Below are 20,618 nucleotides of genomic sequence, written 5' to 3' on the forward strand. Positions count from 1 at the left end.
TACTCTCATTGTGTTTCCTGTCTTTTGGCTCTATCGATACGTACCTCCTTAATAAGTGTATTGAGGTCATCTTCGTTGTGCAATCCAGCTTTTTCCGCAGCTCCTGCGAATCCTTGAGATGCACGATCAACAGCTTCAAGGTTGGAGCCTTTCAAAACGATACTTCCGTCATCCATCTTGATGAAAAGAACCTTGTCACCTTTACGAATACCAAGACTTTTCCTTACGTCCGACGGAATAGTGACCTGTCCTTTGGAAGTCACTTTGGCCACGTCCATAACTTCACCCATCATCACTCCTTACAAGTAAGAAATTTCTTACTATTACGATACCACGAGGTTCGCATTAGATTTCTTTCAGACCTACCTCAATATTGTCAAAAGACTGAAGTGGACAAAGTCCTAACCTTTTGAAACTTAAAAATCCTAAAGCAATCTATATTCTTCAGGACTCCATCCTCGATATGGCGCCCCATAACCAATTACCTTTTTCTCGACTTGAGTAATTACTTCTTCAGATATCTTGGAAATCTCTTTTAAATAAACTTTATCTAATCGGGGATTTACGATTCCCAAGCGCTTAATACCTTCAAATTTAGCTTCTCTGGAATGTTTGCCCATCAAATAATAGACCAGAACTTGTAAGGTATAACGAGTTTTCAAATCAGATTTCGAAACTTTAAAATCCCATAAAGTATCAGCTGTCAAAAAGTCGCCCTCACCCTGCGCGATATATCGAGTGTCATCGCCGCCAAAGACTTTAAAACCGTCACCCACGATTGGTCCATATTTTTCACGCCACGTCTGCGCACGAGAAATCATGATGCGAATTGAGTTTATCGTTGCAGCGTCAGGCAGAATTTCCTCTACACCTTGAGATATACGATACTGCGTTCTGGAAATTGCCTCATATGCGCTCAAACGACAACATGCAATTATCGACTTATCGTCAACTCCGCTTATCGAATCCGCTAAATCAAATGCCTTATCCCCTTCATTGATGGCACTTGCTCCCTCAAAAGATGAGATGAAAATGTCCTCAATAGACTTACAATCCAGCCAGCGAGTCATGTAATCTACGGTTGTTCCAACAATTGAAGGAGGGATATTTTCAGGTTCAAGTAATGGTCGACCTGAAGTCAGATCAAGACAGATGAAGGATTTTGGATGAACATATCCTCCCTTAGGCTGTTTCATTTGGCTTACTCTTTTAGTTACAGACACTCCTCTAGGCTTGCAAATAAAAGATACATAGTCGTTTTCATATTCTAAACGTTGTTTTTGCTCTTCTTCTTTATGACGTTTATTTATTTCTATAATAAGTTCTTTTGTCTCTTGATCACGCTTAATCCTAAGTTGAGCTAACTTTTTCTCCCATTGTTGCTGCTCCTCTTCTTCTTGTTCTTTTACCTGTTTTTCTTTTGTCTCTTTGGCTAGCCTAATTTCTTTTTCCTGTTGTAAACGTTTCTGACGAAGCTTAAGTACCCTCTCATCTTTTAATACTTGTTCCTCGACAGGCATCGGGTCTTTATGACTCTTCGCGCTTTCAATGGTCTTTTTACGTAACCAAGCTTTATGAGAAATCTTATGCCTTGACATTATTCTTATTCCATTCTTGCCAGATATCTATCAAAGTAAAAAAGGCATATTTATCGAAATAAATTACGATAAATATGCCCTATCAAGCATTCACGCTCTATAAGTACCAGTCTTTAGTAAACCTCGAAACCGTGAGCCTTGAACTGGTCGTGGACTCGCTTTTTCAGTTCCTTGGACGGGCCTTCCTTGGTTTCCAGAGGGTAGGGGATGTTGAGCTGATGCCACTTGGGACGACCAAGCTGGTGGAACGGAAGGACGTCGATATGCTCGACAGCATCACCGAAGCTTTCGCAGATCTTGGCGACGTTCTCGACGTTCTCGACGCTGTCGGTAAGACCCGGGACAAGAACGAAACGCACCCAGATCTTCTTGCCGGCCTTGCTCAGACGCTGGCCGAATGCGATGGTCGGAGCGAGCTGGCTGCCGGTCACCTCATGGTAAGTCTTCTCGTCGCCGGACTTGACATCAAGCAGACACAGATCGATATCGTCGATCATCTCGTCGGTCCAGTCCTTGCTAAGGAATCCGGAAGTGTCGAGGCAGGTGTGAATGCCTTCTTTATGCACGGCATGAAAAACGCGCGAGACGAATTTGCCTTGCATCATCGACTCGCCGCCCGAGAAGGTCACTCCCCCGCCGGTGCTCTGGAAGACGTCCTTATAGCGGGTGACACGCTCGATCATGTCGTCGAGATAGACCGGCTGGCCGTCACGCATCTTCCACGTGTCAGGATTCTGGCAGAACTGGCAGCGAAGCGGGCATCCGCTCATGAACACGGTCATTCTGGTGCCCGGCCCGTCGACGGATGTATTGATGTCCCATGAATGGACGAAGCCGATCTCGCCAGTGCGCAGCGCGTCGATGCGGTCGTGACGATCAAGACCTATAGGAGACTGAAAACCCGAAAGACCGCCCATCAACGTGTGCTTGGCATATACTTTCGAAACCTTCAGCATGTGCTGCGTCGTCGTTCTAAATTGAGTGGTTTCGGACATCATTGCCCTCCTTGTCAAATTCTGCTTTCTATATTATCGGATTTCAAGCCGAAATCCCAACTGTTCGGTGTGCCTCCAGCGCAATGTGATGCACTGAATATTCCATAGATGGCAACCGCTGATCCTCTGCATTTATTCCTATTGCAAGGACGGTTTCCAGGCCCATGGAACATGATTGAAGGGACGAAACTGACGCTCCGCCCCTTCAGATCAATTGTTCATCACGTTACCTAAAGGCAAACTGTCACTCTGTGACAGCACCCTGATGGAACGTACGGGAAATCACATCGAGCTGCTGCTCGCGGGTGAGCTTGACGAAGTTCACGGCATAGCCCGAGACGCGCACGGTGAGGTGCGGATACTTCTCAGGATGCGCGACGGCGTCCTCAAGCTGCTCCTTGCGCAGCACGTTGATGTTGGCGTGGTAGAGGCCATGGCCATTGCCGGAATCCAGGATGCCGACCAGGTTGGTGACACGCTCGTCCTCGTCACGGCCGAGGCCGTCAGGAGTGATCGTGTTGGTGAGGCTAATGCCGTCCAACGCGTCGTTGTAGTTGATCTTGCCGACCGAGAACATGGACGGCAGCATGCCGTGCGAATCCATGCCGTTCTCCGGGTTGGCACCGGGGGCGTAAGGCTCGCCCTTCTTGTGTCCGCTCGGGAAGGAACCAGTCGCCTTGCCATAGACCACGTTGGAGGTGATGGTCAGGACGGACTGCGTCGGAACCGCGTTGCGGTAGACCGGCAGAGCCTTGATCTGATCCATAACCGTGGAGACGGTCCACTTGGCGAGCTCATCGGCGCGATCGTCGTCATTGCCGTAGATCGGGAAGTCGCCGACCGTGCGATAGCCGACCACCAGGTCGTCGTCCGCACCTTCGACATATTCCTTCTCATGGCCTTCGAGGTTCTTCGCATCCTTGTTGTAGATAGGATAGACCTTCGCATACTTCAGGGCGGAGAGCGAGTCGGCAGCAATCGACAGGCCAGACATGCCGCAGCCGAGGGTGCGGTAGACTTCCTTGTCGTGCAGAGCCATCTCAACGGCCTCATACGCATACTTATCATGCATGTAATGGATGATGTTCAGCGCTTCGACGTAGGTCTCGGAGAGCCACTCAAGGGCCTTCTCATAGTTGTCCTTGACCTTCTGATAGTCAAGGGTGCCGTCGGCTTCAGGCTTGATCGGATCGATAATGCCCTTGTCGATGACCTGCATACCGGTCATCTCGTCGCGGCCGCCGTTGATGGCGTAAAGCAGAGCCTTGGCGGAGTTCACACGAGCGCCGAAGAACTGCATCTGCTTGCCCACGCGCATCGGGGAGACGCAGCAAGCGATGGCTGCATCGTCGCCCCAGTGGTTGCGGATGTCGCGATCGGACTCATACTGGATGGCCGAGGTGTCGATGGAGATACGGGCGCAGAAGCGCTTGTAGCCTTCAGGCAGCTTGGAATCCCAGAAGATCGTGATGTTCGGCTCAGGGCCAGGTCCAAGGTGATCAAGGGTCAGGGTGGCGAGCAGACGGAACGAGGTCTTGGTGACCATGTGGCGTCCGTCATCGGCGAAGCCTGCATCGGACCAGGTGGCCCAGTACGGATCACCGGAGAAGATGTTGTCGTAGTCCTTCGTACGCAGGAAGCGGACGATACGCAGCTTCATGACGATCTGATCGATGATCTCCTGAGCATCGGTTTCGGTGATCTTGCCGTTCTTCAGGTCGCGCTCGAAGTAGCAATCGAAGAAGGCGGAGTTACGGCCGAAGCTCATGGCCGCGCCGTCCTGGCTCTTGACGGAGGCGAGATAGCCCATGTAGGTCCACTGCACGGCTTCCTGAGCGGTCTGTGCCGGACGAGAGAGGTCGAGGCCATACTCGTTGCCGAGAGCGATGAGCTCCTTCAGGGCCTTGATCTGGTCGGAGTGCTCTTCGCGGAAGCGGATCCAATGCTCAATCTCAGCTTCGGTGAAGTCGTTGCGATAAGGAATCGAATCCTTGTCGATCTTCTTCTGGGCGATCAGATAGTTGACGCCATAGAGAGCAACACGGCGATAGTCGCCGATGATGCGGCCGCGGCCATAGGCATCAGGCAGGCCGGTGAGAATCTTGTTGTGGCGAGCAAGCTTGATCTGCTTGGTGTAGACGCCGAAGACACCGTCGTTGTGGGTCTTGCGATACTTGGTGAAAATCGTCTTAATGTTGGGGTCGGGCTCCTTGCCCGCCTCAATGATGGCCTGCTCGACCATACGCCAGCCGCCGTTCGGCATCATGGCACGCTTGCAAGGCTCATCGGTCTGCAGGCCGACGATCACGTTATCGTGTTCCTTGTCCATGATGTAACCGGGGCCGAAGTTGTCAATGCCAGCCGGGGTGTGGGTATCAACGTCATACACGCGCTGCTTGCGCTCTACGGCAAGCTGGTTGTTGTCAAGATACTCCCACATTTCCTTCGTCTTGGGGGTCGCCTTGGCTAGGAAGGACTCATCGCCATCGTACGGCGTGTAGTTCTTCTGAATGAAATCGCGAACATCGATTTCCTTTTGCCAGTTCCCTCCGACGAAGCCGTTCCAAGCCTTTGCCTGGAGCTCTTCTTGAGAGAGAGCAGTCTGATCTACTGCGGTCATTTAGCACTCCTTATTAGTGGAGCAACGCATCTTCACGTTGCGTTCGTTAATCATTGTAGAGTGGTCTACGTCACAGGCACTCCAAAATTATGTGACCTACATCACTTTTTTACTATTTTTGCATTTGCATCAATCCGCCGAAATTTCCTAAAAAACCACAAGCCCAATCCGGAGAACGGTTTTGTGGATTACGGTTTTTCGAAGACTTCAATCAGCAACACCCAAAAATAATGTGACATACGTCACATTTTCATTTCAAGCCGTAAAAAAGCAGGTCAGTGAGCTCTTATTTGCTCGCTGACCTGCTTCTTCGTTTGAATAAAGAACCTTATATCATGCCTGTCGGTTCCGCTGCCCCGCATCGGAGTCGGACCCGTTGTTCCAGGCATTCCATTGACGGTTCTGTTCGTCCCAGATCAGGTTGCGTTCCTTTGCGATCTTCCAAGCGTCTTCTGCGTCCTTGCGCGTCTTGTAAGGACCACTGCGCTGTCCGACCGGCGAAAGCTTGCCCAGTTCGGGCTTACCGGTGGCGGTATTGAAATACCATTGCTTGTCGCCATTCGTGTTCTGCGTATTATCTGTCATCACAATTCCCTTGTGTCGCCAACGTGAACTTTCTCAACCTTAGCCCATGCTGGTTGCCAAATATGTCAGGCTTGCCCGAGGGCGTAGGACACAAACTCAACCATGCTGGTTGTAGTCGGCGTACAACATATTGACTGCATCCAGATACTCATACATATAAATGAATGGACCTACGATGATAAATACGTCGAGAATGGCCAAAAGCCAGTAATCCGAGGCAGCCAGATCACGGGCTGGCCTGAACCGGAATGCGTCTTCTTGGCTTGGCAAGCAAGAAATGCGGGAACAAGTTAATCGTTGTGTTCCCACCGATACCTCATCTACTCACGGAAGGCGCTGGTCACTGGCAGACGACGGTCGCGGCCGAACGCCAACGAAGTGACCTTGGGGCCCAGCGGATACTGGCGGCGCTTCCATTCGGCTCGATCGACCAGCCGCATCACCGTGTCCACCGTCTTCTCGTCGAAGCCATCGTGCAACAGATCGGCGCGGCCATGGGCTTTCTCAATATAAGCCTCAAGGACCTTGTCGAGCAAAGCGTACTCGGGCAGTGAATCGGAGTCTTTTTGACCGGGACGCAGCTCGGCGCTCGGGGCCTTCTCGATGCTGGAGACGGGAATCATCACACCGTCTTTGAGCGGGACTCCTGCTCCCCCATTCTCATTGCCGACGATTTTGAGACCTCCAACGCCGACACCGGCAGCTGCGGCACGGTTGCGCCAACGGGAAAGCTCCCAGACCCGGGTTTTGAGCAAATCCTTGATCGGTGCGTAGCCGCCTACAGCGTCGCCGTAAATCGTCGAGTATCCGCAGGCCAGCTCGGATTTGTTGCCCGTGGCGAGCGCCAGCAGGTTCTTGGAATTGGAATAGGCCATCACAATGACGCCGCGGATGCGGGCCTGCAGGTTTTCGGCAGCTATCCCCTCGAGGTTGAGCTGGGATTGGAAGGCCTTGAACAGCGGCTCGATGGGCTGGATGTCGTAGTGGGCGCCGATGTTGTGCGCCAGATCGGCGGCATCGTCTTTCGAACCATCGGAGGAATACATGCTCGGCATGGAAACGCCCTGAACGTTTTCACCACCGACGGCGTCCGCCGCCATGGCCGCCACCAACGCCGAATCAATGCCCCCGGAAAGGCCGAGCACGACGCCGGTGAAATGGTTCTTGGCCATGTAATCCTTGAGCCCCAAAACACAGGCCGTATAGACTTCTTCGTCGGGATCGCGCAGCGCGGCAAGCGTGCCGACCCGCTGGTGAACCGCAGACGAATCGTAATCGAAATAGCTCAGGTCCTCCACGAACATAGGCGAACGCTCAACCAGCGCGCCGTCAGCGTCGACCACAAAGCTGCCGCCGTCGAAGATCAGATCGTCCTGACCGCCGACCTGATTGAGATAAATCAGAGGAGCGTTCACCTCGCGAGCGCGGCGAACGGCCAGGTCCTGCCGCGTATGCGTCTTGCCTTCCTCATAGGGCGAACCATTGATGGTAAGCAACACGTCGATGCCCCGCGAAGCGAGCTCCGCTACCGGGCCACCGTCCTGCCAGATGTCCTCGCAGATGGCGACGCCGACCTTCACCCCGTTAATGGCGAGGATGACGGAATGCTGACCGGACTCGAAGATGCGGAACTCGTCGAATACACCGTAATTGGGCAGGAAATGTTTGTCGTAGGCCGACCAGACAGACCCGTCATGCAGCACGACCAAACGGTTGGTTGGCTTGCCGTCTACATCGGTCGCCTCGGATGTTCCAACGGTTCCGACAACCACGTAAAGACTGCCCAACCCCTCTTTTTTGAGCGTTTGTGCCAGTTCATCGGCCTTGTGTGCGGCGGCCTTGCGGAAGGTGGCGCGGAAGGCGAGATCCTCGATCGGGTAGCCGGTCAGGGTCATTTCCGGGAAGACGACGACCTGGGCTTGCTTGAGCGCGGCCATGCGGCTGAATTGCAGGACGGTGGCGGCGTTGCCGTTGAGATCGCCGACGCAGGTGTCGATTTGGGCCAAAGCAAAACGTAGTTGAGTCATGTCTTTATCATATCCATTTCCGTGTCGTATTCTGTCAGGTGCGCTAATGTGACCAGACGATATCGTGTCGTTTCCCTCACATTCATCTTGTCAGGCATTGCGCTGCTTTACCGTTGAAGAAAAACCGATACAACGCGGCAAATCCTTATTCCAGACCGACGGGGCCGGCCTACTTCTGCAGTTCGCTTTCGACCCGCAGCAAGGCGTTGACCAGGAATTCAGCGGTCGGTTTGATGGCTTCGTCGAACGCCACGAATTCCGGATTGTGAATGCTGCGATGGCCGGGGCGACCGTTGGAACCGACCGACGCGAATACCAATGGTCCCAGCTGCTGGAAGTCCGCGAAATCCTCGCCGCCCATGGACGTGATAACCGACACAGGGGTCGCATAGCCGGGCAAATCCTCGGCCACAGGACCTATCAGCGCCGCATCACTGACCAGGGGCGCCCCGAGCTCGTCCCATTTGATGTCGACGGTGATGTCGTAAGCGGCTGCGGTCGACTCCACGACCTGGCGGAAACGGCTGACGACCAGCTTATGATCGTCCTTGTGGAAATAACGAACCGTACCGAGGAATCCGGCGGTATCCGGAATCACGTTCCACACGTCGCCGCCGTGGATTTCCGTGATGGAAAGCACCACGGGATGCAACGGCGAGATATTGCGGCTGACGATCGTCTGCAACGAAAGAATGGTGGAAGCCAACGCCTCGATGGGGCCGGTGCCGCAATCCGGGTGGCCGGCATGGGTTCCGTCGGCGTGGAACGTGACGGCGAAGCTCACGCAACCGGCCATCATCGGGTCCCAGCTCACCGCGATCTCGCCGGGCTTGTGGTCGGGGGTGTTGTGGGTGCCGATAAGGGCATCGACCTTGCCAAGGGCACCGGTTTCGATGACGTGGCGGGCTCCCCTGCCGGTTTCTTCGGCGGGCTGGAAGAGGATGACCGCGGTGCCTTGGATGCGCTCGCGGTGCTCGAAGAGCCAGAAGGCGGCGGCAAGTAGACCGGTCATGTGGATGTCGTGGCCGCAGCCATGCATGACGCCGGGGTTCTTGGAGCTGAAAGGCAGGCCGGAATGCTCGTGGATGGGCAGACCGTCGATATCAGCCCGGAGCACAACCCGCGGGCCGGGTTTCTCACCCTTGATTTCGGCCACCAACCCGGTTTCAAGAGGAGTTTCCAACACCTCGATGCCGTGCGAGGTCAGCTGGTCGCGCAGGAATTTTGTTGTTTCGTATTCCTTGAAACCAAGTTCGGGATATTGATGAAGATGATGCCTGACGGCGATCAGATCGTCGGAAATCTCCAAGTGCTCTGCCATGATGCAATACTCTTTCTTTTGTTTCTTATAGAAGGATATCAACCGGCCATTTCAATTTAAAACGCCGAACCGATTCGTCTAAACCCGAAAGCCCCGAAATCGACGGCAAATTTGAAGCGCAAACCTGCCGACGAAGAAAATCTTCCTGTATACGGAGCTTTGCAGGTTCGCCTCTCACTCGCCTTGCGACTTGCGCATGTCGCTTTCAACGTCGCTCAGGAACCCGCGCAGTTGGGAACCGCTGTATTGGTCCGCGAACACGCAGGTGCCTTTCGACTTTTGCTGTAATGCAGCCTTGAATTCCTTGGTGTGGGAGATTCCTGCGAGCTTCAGATAGAGCGGATTGTTGATATCGGCTTTCTTGACGATGAAGACGTTGATGTAGGGACGGGCGTGGTTGCTGTGCGGGTCGTCGCGGAAAATCGATTCCGAGGGCTTAAGCCCGGCGTCGGCGACGAAATCATTGTTCATGATGCCTGCTGCGACGTCCGGATCATTGAGCGACTTGGGGACCTGCGCGCCCTTCACCGGCACGACCTTGACCTTGGAAGCGGATTCGTCGAGATCAGCTTGGGACGTGAACGGGGTCCAGGGATGCTTCAACTTGATGAGTTTGGCCTGGTCGAGCACGCCCAGCGCACGGGAAAGGTTCGTCTCGTCGTTGGGCACGGGGATGCTGGCCCCGGCAGGAATCTGGGAGACGTCCTTGTACTTGGTTGAATACATCCCGAGCGGGAAGACACCGGTGGCACCGATGGGCTGCAGGTTCTTGTGGTTCTTCACGTTGTAGTTGGCAAGCAGAAGGATATGCTGCGATTCGTTCATGTCAAGGCTGCCTGAATCCACCGCGGGGTCCTCGGATGTGTAATCCTGGAAATCGACCAGTTGGACCGAAATACCAAGCTTCTGAGCCTGTTGCTTAAAAACGACCCAATCGGGATTGGTGACACCGACCACACCGATCTTGACCGGATTGGAGGGCGTTCCTTTCGCTGCGCTTGCCCGCTTGGCTGCGTAACCGTGGTATCCGAAGAAGGCCAACGCGGCAAGCAGTACGATAACGATGACCGCTATGACGACGTTGCGTTTCGTATGATTGACGCGCACCGGCTCCTCCGGGCCGAGGCCGCCTGCCGACAACGGGCTCAAATCGGGACTGGGTTGCGTATTGGAATCTGCTGATGACATGTGCTTGCCTTATTGATGATTGCGGGTTGTGTCTTGAGGCAAGAATACACGGCAAAAACAGCGGAAAATATCAAAAAAACAAAAACAATTATCCGTATTCGTTATGACGCGTATAAGAACCTCGTTATTTCGGGAATATCCCGGCCCAAAACGGCGAAAATAAAGGAAACACCCGCTTCCTGCCGTTGAAAGCAGAAAACGGGTGCCCGCCAACGCCGATACAGTTATGCCGGATATATGCATTAGATACGGAATCGGGCTACAAACTACTTCTGCCGTTTGAGAATGCGCTTGGCCAGCATATTGGCGATCGCCTGTACGACCTGCACCAAAACGATCATGATGATGACGGCCGTCCATGTGACGGCTGGATCGAACTTCTGATAGCCATAGGAAATCGCGAAATTACCAAGACCGCCGCCGCCGATGTAGCCGGCCATGGCCGACATGTCGAGAATCGAGATGAATAGGAACGCGTAGGCCAGAATCAGCGGACCGAGCGCCTCCGGTATGAGGACGGTGCATACGATGGTGAACGTGGAAGCGCCCATGGAACGCGCGGCTTCGATCACTCCCCTGTCGACCGGCACGAGATTCTGCTCGACGAGCCTCGACGTAGCGAAGGTGGCCATGATAATCATAGGGAAAATCGCCGCCGCCGTACCAATCGACGTGCCGACAACCTTCATGGTCAGAGGCTGGATAGCGGCCAGGAAGATGATGAACGGAATCGGCCGCACGATGTTGACGATGACGTCAAGAATGCGGTAAATCACGGAATTCTGAAAAAGATTGCCTGGCCTGGTACCGTAAAGAATCACTCCCAGAACCAAGCCCAGAATGCCACCGACAACGAGGGTGATGAACACCATTTCCAGCGTTTGGGCGATGGATTGGAACAGCATCGGCTTCAGAATCGACCAATCCTGGTCCGACGCCAAAGTGATGGTTGTCATTGACTTTACCGCCAACGAACCGGTAATAACATTAAAAGCGTTCATCAGGCCTGCTCCTCTTTCCCGTCGCTATCCGCACTCGTAGACCTGGCAGCGTCATCCGCATTACCGGCGAGCGTATCTGCCCTATCGGCGTTATCGGCATTTCCATAGCCACCGGTCTCACTGGTGTCGCCGTTCCCTGCCGGATGCGCCTTCAGCCCACCCAACGGCGTCGAAACCGCTGTATCGTAATCCACCGGGTCTTGCGCAGTACCGAAATCGAGCACGTCACTGTCGCGCGACAATTCGCCAAGGAATCCGTCGATGACCGATGGCTCTCCCGCCAACTCGTAGGTCATGGCACCAATCGCATAACCGGTGACGGTATCGATGCCCCCGTAAATGAGGTTGGTGGAGACACCGTATTTGGCGATCAATCCCGAGATGTTCTGGCCAGAGGACGGCACGACCGAATTGTCCAACTCGTTTTGCGCGTCTTTTTGACGGATGAGGACAGTAACGATCCGGCCGCCCCACTGGCGGCGCATGTCAACGACACGTTCTGCGTCCGGGATACCGGAAATGGCGGTGGCGATGAAACGCCTGGTAATCTCCTGCTTCGGGGCTGCGAAGACGCTGTAGGCATCGCCACGCTCGACCACACGGCCATCGCTCATCACGGCGATCCGGTTAGCGATCTTCTGCACGACATTCATCTGGTGGGTGATGAGCACGATAGTCACTCCCAGCTGACGGTTGATCTGCTGCAGCAGATCAAGCACCTCCCCCGTGGTCTCAGGGTCAAGCGCGCTGGTCGCCTCGTCCGTCAGAAGGATTTCCGGGTTGGTGGCTAGAGCCCGCGCGATACCGACACGCTGCTTCTGGCCGCCGGAAAGCTGTGAGGGATATTTGTTCGCGTGTTCCTCAAGACCGACGAATTTCAACAGCTGGCTGACCCGACGCTCCTGATAGTCCTTTCGCCAATGGTCAAGCACCAACGGATAGGCAATGTTCTGTGCGACGGTCTTGGTCGAGAATAGATTGAACTGCTGGAAAATCATGCCGATTTTGCGACGAAGTGGGCGCAATCCGGATTCGTTCAGCCCGGTGAGGTCCTGACCCAAAACGCGAACCGAGCCGGAAGTCGGGCGTTCCAAGGCGTTGATCATGCGTACCAGCGTTGATTTGCCTGCACCGGAGTAGCCGATGATGCCGAAAACGTCACCTTTGTTGATGCTCAGTGACACATCGTCGACAGCCCGCATGGGCTTCTTTTTGTCCTTTGACTTGAATTCCTTGACCACATGGTCGAGCTTGATGATTGCCTCGCTCATATTCCCGCTTCTTAACGTTCCTGCCTAGGTCGTTGTCTAAAGTTCTTGCCCGAGTATATACCGAACCGATTGGCGGCGAACACAGGCTGTCAATCGGCCGGGACCATGCTGGACAATGAACAATGTCATTGTTGCGTCTTGGCGTCCTTTTCGACATCCTGCAGGAAGCCTTGCAATTGTTCGGCACTGTATTCGTCCGCCAGCGATGCGCTGTTATCCGATTTCTTCATGATACCCGCCGAGACTTTCTTGGAATGGAAAATCTTCACGAGCTTCAGATACGTGGGATTGTTGGCGTCTGCTTTTCGAGCGACGAAAATGTTGATGTAGGGCCTCGCCTCTTTGGTCTCGGCGCTGTCGTGGTAGATGGCATCACTGGCCTTAAGACCGGCATCCTTGACATAATCGTTGTTGATGACGCCTGCGGAGACCTGTGGGTCCTTCAACGAATTGGCGACCTGCTCGGCCTTCAGGGGAAGTACTTTCACCTTTGAGGCGGCGGTGTCGATGTCGGACGGAGCAGTGAACGCGGTCCAGGCGTGCTTGAGCTTGATGAGCCCGGCGGATTTGAGCACGCCGAGCGCGCGGGCCTGGTTGGTCTCGTCATTGGGCACGGGAACCGTGGTGCCGGCAGGGATGTCTTTGACATCCTTGTATTTGCTGGAATAGATGCCCAGAGGATAAACCGCGACGCCGCCGATGGGCTGCAGGTCCTTGTGATTCTTGACGTTGTAATCGGCCAGGTAACGAATGTGCTGGAACTCGTTCAGGTCAAGATCGCCCGAATCGAGCGCCGGGTTTTCGGAAGTATAATCCTGGAAATCCACCAGTTTCACGTAGATACCCTGCTTTTGCGCTTCGGCCTTGAAAATCGGCCATTCCGGACTGGTGACACCGACCACGCCAATCTTGATCGGATCGGATTCGCTGCCTTTCGTTGCAGCCGTTTTCTTACCGACAAATCCCCGATAGCCGAAGAAGGCAAGGACCACAACCAGCACCACGACCACGGCCGCGATGATGACATTACGCGCGGTGTGATTCACCCTGACCGGTTCCTCCGAGCTTTGGAACCCATCAACCGGCAAAGGTGCTTTCCCACTTGTATCGCCGTCGTTGTGATGATTGTTGGATGCTGTCATGCTGCTCCTCATTTCGATGGATGTATTGTCGCCACCATACCCGAACTTACGCTCTCGACACAACGCAAAAGCCGGAAAGGCCTATTGACATTCGTTATAACAAGTACAATATCGGCAGAAAAGCCAACGTTTTGTAAGGCCATGTGTACCACTGTCCACATACCCCTCGTCCTAACACGGTGGGAAAATAAACCTTATGACAAATGTAATCATGCATACCACTGAGGGCGATATCGTCCTGAATCTCTTCGACGACAAAGCGCCGGAAACCGTCAAGAACTTCATCGGTCTTTCCACCGGTGAAAAGGAATGGACCAATCCGGAAACCGGTGAAAAATCGCACGAGCCCTTCTACGACGGACTCACCTTCCACCGCATCATCAAGGATTTCATGATCCAGGGCGGTTGCCCGCTCGGAAATGGCACCGGCGGCCCGGGCTATGAATTCGACGACGAGTTCGCCGACGGCCTGAACTTCGACCAGCCGTACAAGCTCGCCATGGCCAACGCCGGACTGCGTCGCGGACGTGACGGCCAGCCTCACGGAACCAACGGCTCGCAGTTCTTCATCACCACCGTGGCGACCCCGTGGTTGAACGGCCATCACACCATTTTCGGCGAAGTGGCGGATGACGCCGGCAAGTCCGTGGTCGATCGCCTGCAGAACCTGCCCACGGATGGCAACGACATGCCGCTGGAACCGGCCGGCATCGTCTCCGTTGAAGTCGTGAAGTAAGTTCAGCCATTTAGCAGCTATCACTAAGCTCCTTGTCACTGTTAATACAGAGACAAGGAGCTTCTTCTTTCAACAGGAATTTAAGCGAAAAATCCGACGTTTTCTATGCTTAAATTCCTGACGTCTGTATTCAGCAGAATTTAAGCACAAAACACGAATACTACGGTTACTACATCTTGCGCATGTGCGGAACGGCGGAATCCTTGGCACCGGTCAAGCGGTAGACATCGAAGACGCCGTCGATCTTGCGTACCGCGCTCAACAGCGTGTTCATGTGCTGCGGATCGGCCATTTCGAAGGAGAACTGGCTCGTGGCCACACGGTCGGAACCGGTGGCGACGGTGGCGCTGATGATATTGACACCGTGGTCGGAAAGCACCTGGGTCACATCGGTCAACAGGTGCGGGCGATCGAGCGCCTCCACCTGGATCTTGACCATGAACAGGCCCTTGGTGCTGGTCCAGGCGACCTCAACGACACGATCGGGCTGCTGCTTCTCAAGATTGAGCATGTTCTGGCAGTCGGTGCGGTGCACCGAGACACCTTCGTTCTTGGTGATGAAGCCCACGATCTTGTCACCAGGCACCGGCGTGCAGCAACGGGCCAGCTTGACCCACACGCCTTCCACGCCCTTGACCGAAATGCCGAGCTTATTGGTATCACGACGGCGTTCGGCGTGCTTCAAGGGCAGCGCCTCTTGCTCAACGTCCTCCTCGACCTCATCCTGGCCGGCGTCCTTGACCAGGCGCGAGATGACGTTTTGCGTGGAGATCTGGCCATCGCCGATGGCGGCGAATACGGCGTCGGCGTTGTCGAAATTGAGTTCGTCGGCCACACCGACCAACGCCTGAGGCGTCAGCAGATTTGAGACCGGCAGACTGCGCTTGCGCATGGAGCGGGTGAGCTCGTCGCGGCCTTCATCGATGGCTTCACTGCGGCGTTCCTTGCTGAACCACTGGCGAATCTTGTTGCGCGCTTTCGGGCTCTTGACAAAGCTCAGCCAATCGCGCGAAGGTCCTGCGGTTTCGGACTTGGAAGTCAGGATCTCGACGGTGTCGCCGCTTTCAAGAACGGTGTCGAGGGGAACGAGACGGCCGTTGACACGCGCGCCCATCGTGCGATGGCCTACCTCGGTATGTACGGCATAAGCGAAATCGACAGGCGTGGCCTTGGCCGGCAAGGAAACGATCTTGCCTTTCGGCGTGAACACATAGACCTCAGCGCTGCCCAAATCCTCTTTGAGCGAGCCGAGGAATTCATCGGAATCCGGGGTCTCGCTGGTCCAGTCGGCCAGCTGCTGGATCCATTTGAGGTTGTCGGCCTCGCTTAGGTCCTGGTTCTCTTCGCTTTCGCGTTTGCGGTCGCCCTTGTCGGGTTCGCTCAACTTGCGTCCGGCCTGACCGTTTTCCTTGTATTTCCAATGCGCTGCAATGCCGAATTCGCTGCGCCGATGCATGTCCCAGGTGCGAATCTGGATCTCGACGGGCTTGCCGCCGGGGCCGACCACGGTGGTGTGCAGGCTCTGGTACATGTTCATCTTCGGCATGGCGATGTAGTCCTTGAACCTGCCGGGGATTGGGCTCCAACGGGCATGGACGGCGCCAAGTGCCGCATAGCAGTCCTGAATGGTGTCGACGATGATACGCACGCCGACCAAATCGTAAATGTTGGAGAAATCGTGGCCGCGCACGATCATCTTCTGGTAGATCGAGAAATAGTCCTTCGGCCGGCCGGTGACGGTGGCCTTGACGTGCTGCTTGGCGAGGTCCTCGTTGATCTCCTCGATGATCTGCTTCAGGTAGACGTCGCGCTGGCCGGCGCGACGCGTGACTAGGACGACGATCTCGTTGTAGATCTTGGGATAGAGGACCTTGAAGCTCAGCTCCTCAAGCTCCGTCTTGATGGCGTTCATACCGAGCCTGTTGGCCAGAGGCGCGTAGACGTCGAGGGTCTCGCGCGCTTTGCGCTGCGCATTCGAAGGTTTGACATAGCGCCAGGTACGCGCGTTATGAAGGCGATCGGCCAGTTTAACAACGAGCACGCGCACGTCACGGCTCATGGCCACCACCATCTTGCGGATGGTTTCGGCCTGCGCCGAATCGCCGACCTCCATGTTGGTGAGTTTGGTGACCCCGTCGACCAGGCCGGTGACGGTGTCACCGAATTCCGCGCGGCAATCGTCAAGTGTGTAATCGGTATCCTCGACGGTATCATGCAGCAATCCCGCGGCAACGACCAACGAGCCCATGCCAAGGTCTGCAAGGATCTGGGCCACGGCCAGAGGATGGATGATGTAAGGCTCGCCGGAACGGCGGCGTTGGTTGCGATGCTGCCAGACGGCCCGACGGTAGGCGCGTTCAAGGATGCTCAGATCCGCATCGGGATGGTGCGCTCGGCATGCGCGAACAATGGGCTGCAACGGGTCGAGAGGATCCGTACTGATCTCGCAGCCCAGCATCCTCGCCGAATTGTTATCCGAAACCGTATCGCCCATGCCCGCTCCCATCACCGTATTTGGCTTCATTCTATCCGATTGAAGGACGGTCTGTCTCTATTTGCTCGCCATCCCGGTCGAACCGAAGCCACGTTCGGCCCGATCGCTGCCCGGCAGCTTCGTCGCCGGCACGAACCGAGCCTCGACGTAACGTTGGATAACCAGCTGCGCAATGCGGTCGCCGGCGTGCAAAACCGCCGTATGTTCAGGGTCGAGGTTGATCAGCGGCACCTTGATTTCGCCACGGTATCCGGCATCGATGGTGCCCGGCGCGTTCAAGACCGTAACCCCCATCTTCACGGCCAGCCCGGAACGCGGGTGGACAAGGCCGACATAACCGCAGGGCAGCGCGATCGAAACGCCTGTCGGCACCAAAGCGCGTTCGAACGGCTTGAGCTCGACGTCGATGGTGGAGGTCAGGTCGGCACCGGCGTCACCCGCGTGGGCGTACCGCAACGCAGGCACATTGCCGTCGGCGTCGGCTTTCAGCAGCACCTCGACATTTTCGGGCTCGTTATAGCTTTCGGCATAGGCCATCAGGCAGCGCACTCCTTGCACACCGGGCCGTTGGGACCCATGTGGTCAAGCTGGCTGCGGTGCTTGACGAGGAAGCACTCCGAGCAGATGAACTCGTCGCCTTGCATGGGGATGACGGTCACCGAGGAGTCCTCGTTGCTCAGGTCGGCACCCGGCAGCTCATAATCCTCGGCGATGGCGTTCTCGTCGTCGTCGATGTCCTCGGCGGAATCCCTATTGCTCTTGCTCAACGCCTGAAGGGATTCCTCGTCCTCGTCCTTGTTACGAGGGGAATCATAATCCTGGGCCATCTCGCATTCCTTTCTTTATTGGTTCACGGTAAGTATACCGATGGCGTCCACGTCAAAATGTCTTTTACGGGCAAAAGGATACACGATTTAGAAAATTCGTAAAGTACGACACGAGGGACATAATGGAATAAGGTAAAATTTTTGTAGTTTTATTGTTCCAGGAAAGCGGTGCACGCATGTCAATCAGTTCAGTTGCGGATGCTCGGTTCGACCATGTCGACGAAGACGGCGAGCTGGTGTTCGTTTCGAAGGGATTGAAGTTTCGCATACCGGTGGACGACACGCTGGAACACGCCATTTTGGAGGCACGTCAGATCCTGAGCGAAACCGATGAGGCAAGCAACCCGGGAATGGCGCAAACCCTACCGATTTCAAGCATTCAGGCACTTATCCGTGCCGGCGCACAACCCGAAAAGGTGGCGGAGAAATATGGGCTCAGCCAGGCGCTGGTACGACGTTTTTCAGCCGCGGTCGAAACGGAAAAACAATACGCCATCGAGCAGTTCCTCGCGGTTTCCGCGCCCAAAGGCAGCAAGGTCCATTCCGTCGAAGAACTCATCGCTCGGACCTTGGCGGCCGCTCGTATCGGTATAGAATCGGTTGAGTGGGGCGCGACACGCCGAGGACGGGAACCTTGGCTGATTACGGCAACATTCAGCACCCAGCGCAATCGCATACGGGCCGAGTGGTCATGGAACATGCACGACAACACGGTCGAATGCCAGAATGCGGCCGCGCAAATATTGCTGGGTGAGGGTGAATCGGCTCGGACCTCCGATGAATCCAATGACGCAGCGCAGGAGACTCCGGCTCAAAACAGCGGTTCAGAGCAAGCGCAGGAAAACATCAGGGAATCGTCTGCAAGCGCGGCGCAAACATCCTTGGGCGGTGGCAATGATGCGATAGCCACTGCCGAATTCTCGACAAGTCAGGCCCTGCCCGGCGACTCCGTACGTTCCGCGCGCATCGCCAGCACCGTAGCCTCGATGCAGGAAACGACGGAAAACGATGCATCCCCGACGACCGGTTCCCGGACCGCAACCGATTATGGCCATACGGAACAGGAAAACCTAGGCAGCGCCGGTTCGGTATCGTTGCCATATCCTGCACCGACCGCCAATCCTCAGCCCTCTTCAACAAATCCTTCAGCATCTGCTTCCGTCTCAGACGAAACCGTGCCGGTCGACGCCCTGTCTTTGCCGTTACCCAATCGGACACCTACGGCGCAACCTGAAATGTTTACCCCGTTCAGCAACGGTTCCGAGCAGCAGGCAGAGAACAACGATGCCGCTATCTCCTCCACCGATAATGCGCGGGAAGGCAACCAGGAGACGAACGAGGACAGAAATCAGGAAGACCGCAAACACAACAAGCGCAAGTCCGGCCGCTCCGCCGTGCCGAGCTGGGATGAAATCCTGTTCGGAGAGTGATTTTTCAATCTGACTTAGAAGCCGTCACCCTGTTTCCAATCAAGGTGACGGTTTCTTTTATTCGTCATAATATGCATTGCAACGATTACAAGCATGCGATGCGACCGGGGCTCCCATATCCGAACGAAATCCCAATCAGGCCACATCGATCAGACAGGGAATCTCGCGTTCCAATCGCGTTAGCGAGCCATGCACGCCGAGCAACCCCATGGCGCCCTCGCTTTGCGTACGGGAATCGACGATGGTGACGTTGCCTTTGGCACAGACGATCACATCGCCGATCAACGGCCTGACACGCGCCTCGACATTGCCATAAAGGCCACGTTCGATGGCCTCGTCGCGAGTGAAAATCTGCGCGATGCCACCCAATTCCTCACGCCAACGTGCAGCCATGGCGTTGCAATCCACTTCCGGCTCGGCGTACAGCATCATCATGCGCGGCTCTCCGGCGACCAATGCGACATCGCGCGTCAGATTTTCGCGATTCGCGATATCGACTTGCGCCGCCGGGTCGACCTGCACCATGCCGTGGTCGGCGACGACGACCATCAACGTGCCGGGTTTCAACCCACGCTTCAACGACTGCAACTGCTCGTCCGTGTTTTCCAAGGCGGCAGCCCATTCCTCACCGAACGGACCATGGTGATGGCCGGTTTTGTCGACATCCTCAACATAGTAATACGTAAGCCCCAGCTTGGCGGCGGCTTTGATGGCGGCACGCACGCGCAATTCCTCATGCCGGGAGCCTGCATACTCGCCACCGCGCAAAGCGGCTCTGGTGAGACCGGAATGGGCGAATTTGGGCAGACCCACACTCGTGACACGCACACCGGCCTCGGCAAGCCTCTCGAAAATCGTGGGTTGCCTCTGAAGCTCTTCGGGTTCGGGGGCACCGGCGAAACTGATGAGCTGCCCCAGCCCTCCTGTCTTTTCGTTGCGCTGGGTGAAGCCGGTCATGCCCGTCATTCCCGGGCAGGTACCGGTACCGAAGGATCCCATGACGATGGGCGTGGTACTGGGAATGCAGGTGGCAATCGGTTTTGCGTTGCGTTCCTGATTCATCAGACCGCGCAGATAGGGAGCGTGACCGGCGCGCATGGCCAGATTCCAGAAACCCAGACCATCCACCAGAACGACGACCGCCGAATCGGCTTTCGGAAAGCCCAAAGCCAGCCTTGCAGCCTCCGGATCAGGATGCATCGGCGTCGGCATCGGATGACCGATCGCGGCACTCAACGCCGGCAGAACCGCGGAGATATGGCGAGAGCTGCCATATGCATCGACTTGCCGGAATTCCAACAATTCGCCCATCGGCTCGACTTCAACACTCATGCATCCATTCAATCACCGCGCGCCGAAAAGCCGCATATGTGAGGGTCGCCG

The 20,618-nt window shown here is 55.4% G+C and carries 17 protein-coding genes; 2 read left to right on the forward strand and 15 right to left on the reverse strand.

The genetic code is table 11. The features are described from left to right. Positions 1–5: 5 nt before the first annotated feature. The 11 genes from PT279_RS05740 to PT279_RS05790 all read right to left on the reverse strand — a co-directional run bounded on the left by PT279_RS05740 (position 6) and on the right by PT279_RS05790 (position 13,748). Positions 6–293: an AbrB/MazE/SpoVT family DNA-binding domain-containing protein gene (locus PT279_RS05740; RefSeq protein ID WP_277166444.1), complete on the reverse strand. Its 288-nt coding sequence runs from the start codon at positions 291–293 to the stop codon at positions 6–8. Positions 294–425: 132 nt separating this feature from the next. Then, positions 426–1,598 carry a hypothetical protein gene (locus PT279_RS05745; RefSeq protein WP_277166445.1) on the reverse strand — a complete coding sequence of 391 codons (1,173 nt, stop codon included), beginning with the start codon at positions 1,596–1,598 and terminating at the stop codon, positions 426–428. Positions 1,599–1,711: 113 nt separating this feature from the next. Further along, entirely contained in the window at positions 1,712–2,593 is an 882-nt protein-coding gene (gene pflA, locus PT279_RS05750; RefSeq protein ID WP_277166606.1) for a pyruvate formate-lyase-activating protein, read from the reverse strand. A 244-nt stretch (positions 2,594–2,837) separates the two neighbouring features. After that, the gene (gene pflB, locus PT279_RS05755) at positions 2,838–5,213 is read right to left on the reverse strand and encodes a formate C-acetyltransferase (protein ID WP_277166446.1); all 2,376 of its coding nucleotides are present in this window, start codon (positions 5,211–5,213) and stop codon (positions 2,838–2,840) included. 333 nt (positions 5,214–5,546) lie between these two features. Then, positions 5,547–5,798, reverse strand: coding sequence for a hypothetical protein (locus PT279_RS05760; protein WP_277166447.1), 252 nt, complete (start codon positions 5,796–5,798; stop codon positions 5,547–5,549). 320 nt (positions 5,799–6,118) lie between these two features. Further along, positions 6,119–7,825 carry an NAD+ synthase gene (locus PT279_RS05765; protein WP_277166448.1) on the reverse strand — a complete coding sequence of 569 codons (1,707 nt, stop codon included), beginning with the start codon at positions 7,823–7,825 and terminating at the stop codon, positions 6,119–6,121. Between the two features lie 169 nt (positions 7,826–7,994). After that, complete coding sequence (locus tag PT279_RS05770; protein ID WP_277166449.1) at positions 7,995–9,146, reverse strand: amidohydrolase; 1,152 nt, start codon at positions 9,144–9,146, stop codon at positions 7,995–7,997. A gap of 174 nt (positions 9,147–9,320) precedes the next feature. Continuing rightward, positions 9,321–10,334 (reverse strand): MetQ/NlpA family ABC transporter substrate-binding protein, encoded by a 1,014-nt coding sequence (locus tag PT279_RS05775; protein WP_277166450.1) that lies wholly within the window; start codon positions 10,332–10,334, stop codon positions 9,321–9,323. A 266-nt stretch (positions 10,335–10,600) separates the two neighbouring features. Then, positions 10,601–11,290: a methionine ABC transporter permease gene (locus tag PT279_RS05780; protein ID WP_277166607.1), complete on the reverse strand. Its 690-nt coding sequence runs from the start codon at positions 11,288–11,290 to the stop codon at positions 10,601–10,603. A 44-nt stretch (positions 11,291–11,334) separates the two neighbouring features. After that, positions 11,335–12,606 (reverse strand): methionine ABC transporter ATP-binding protein, encoded by a 1,272-nt coding sequence (locus PT279_RS05785; RefSeq protein WP_277166451.1) that lies wholly within the window; start codon positions 12,604–12,606, stop codon positions 11,335–11,337. 125 nt (positions 12,607–12,731) lie between these two features. Beyond that, complete coding sequence (locus PT279_RS05790) at positions 12,732–13,748, reverse strand: MetQ/NlpA family ABC transporter substrate-binding protein (protein WP_277166452.1); 1,017 nt, start codon at positions 13,746–13,748, stop codon at positions 12,732–12,734. Positions 13,749–13,944: 196 nt separating this feature from the next. On the opposite strand from PT279_RS05790, the gene PT279_RS05795 reads away from it, so the two are divergent. Continuing rightward, the gene (locus tag PT279_RS05795; RefSeq protein ID WP_277166453.1) at positions 13,945–14,484 is read left to right on the forward strand and encodes a peptidylprolyl isomerase; all 540 of its coding nucleotides are present in this window, start codon (positions 13,945–13,947) and stop codon (positions 14,482–14,484) included. Between the two features lie 169 nt (positions 14,485–14,653). Here the strand turns inward: PT279_RS05795 and PT279_RS05800 are convergent, their stop codons facing one another. The 3 genes from PT279_RS05800 to PT279_RS05810 are packed head-to-tail and all read right to left on the reverse strand — an operon-like array spanning position 14,654 to position 17,805. Further along, positions 14,654–16,978, reverse strand: a complete 2,325-nt coding sequence (locus PT279_RS05800; protein ID WP_277166608.1) for a bifunctional (p)ppGpp synthetase/guanosine-3',5'-bis(diphosphate) 3'-pyrophosphohydrolase — start codon at positions 16,976–16,978, stop codon at positions 14,654–14,656. Positions 16,979–17,035: 57 nt separating this feature from the next. Further along, the gene (dut, locus tag PT279_RS05805) at positions 17,036–17,515 is read right to left on the reverse strand and encodes a dUTP diphosphatase (RefSeq protein WP_277166454.1); all 480 of its coding nucleotides are present in this window, start codon (positions 17,513–17,515) and stop codon (positions 17,036–17,038) included. Then, positions 17,515–17,805: a DUF4193 domain-containing protein gene (locus tag PT279_RS05810; RefSeq protein ID WP_277151701.1), complete on the reverse strand. Its 291-nt coding sequence runs from the start codon at positions 17,803–17,805 to the stop codon at positions 17,515–17,517. The genes dut and PT279_RS05810 overlap by 1 nt, the downstream gene beginning before the upstream one ends. A gap of 176 nt (positions 17,806–17,981) precedes the next feature. Here PT279_RS05810 and sepH point away from each other — a divergent pair, with 176 nt between their 5' ends. Beyond that, positions 17,982–19,235, forward strand: a complete 1,254-nt coding sequence (gene sepH, locus PT279_RS05815) for a septation protein SepH (RefSeq protein ID WP_277166455.1) — start codon at positions 17,982–17,984, stop codon at positions 19,233–19,235. 135 nt (positions 19,236–19,370) lie between these two features. Here sepH and PT279_RS05820 read toward each other — a convergent pair whose 3' ends face one another. Further along, positions 19,371–20,567, reverse strand: coding sequence for a nucleotide pyrophosphatase/phosphodiesterase family protein (locus PT279_RS05820; protein WP_277166456.1), 1,197 nt, complete (start codon positions 20,565–20,567; stop codon positions 19,371–19,373). Positions 20,568–20,618 lie beyond the last annotated feature (51 nt).

The sequence above is a fragment of the Bifidobacterium sp. ESL0784 genome, from assembly GCF_029433295.1.
Lineage (GTDB): Bacteria > Actinomycetota > Actinomycetes > Actinomycetales > Bifidobacteriaceae > Bifidobacterium.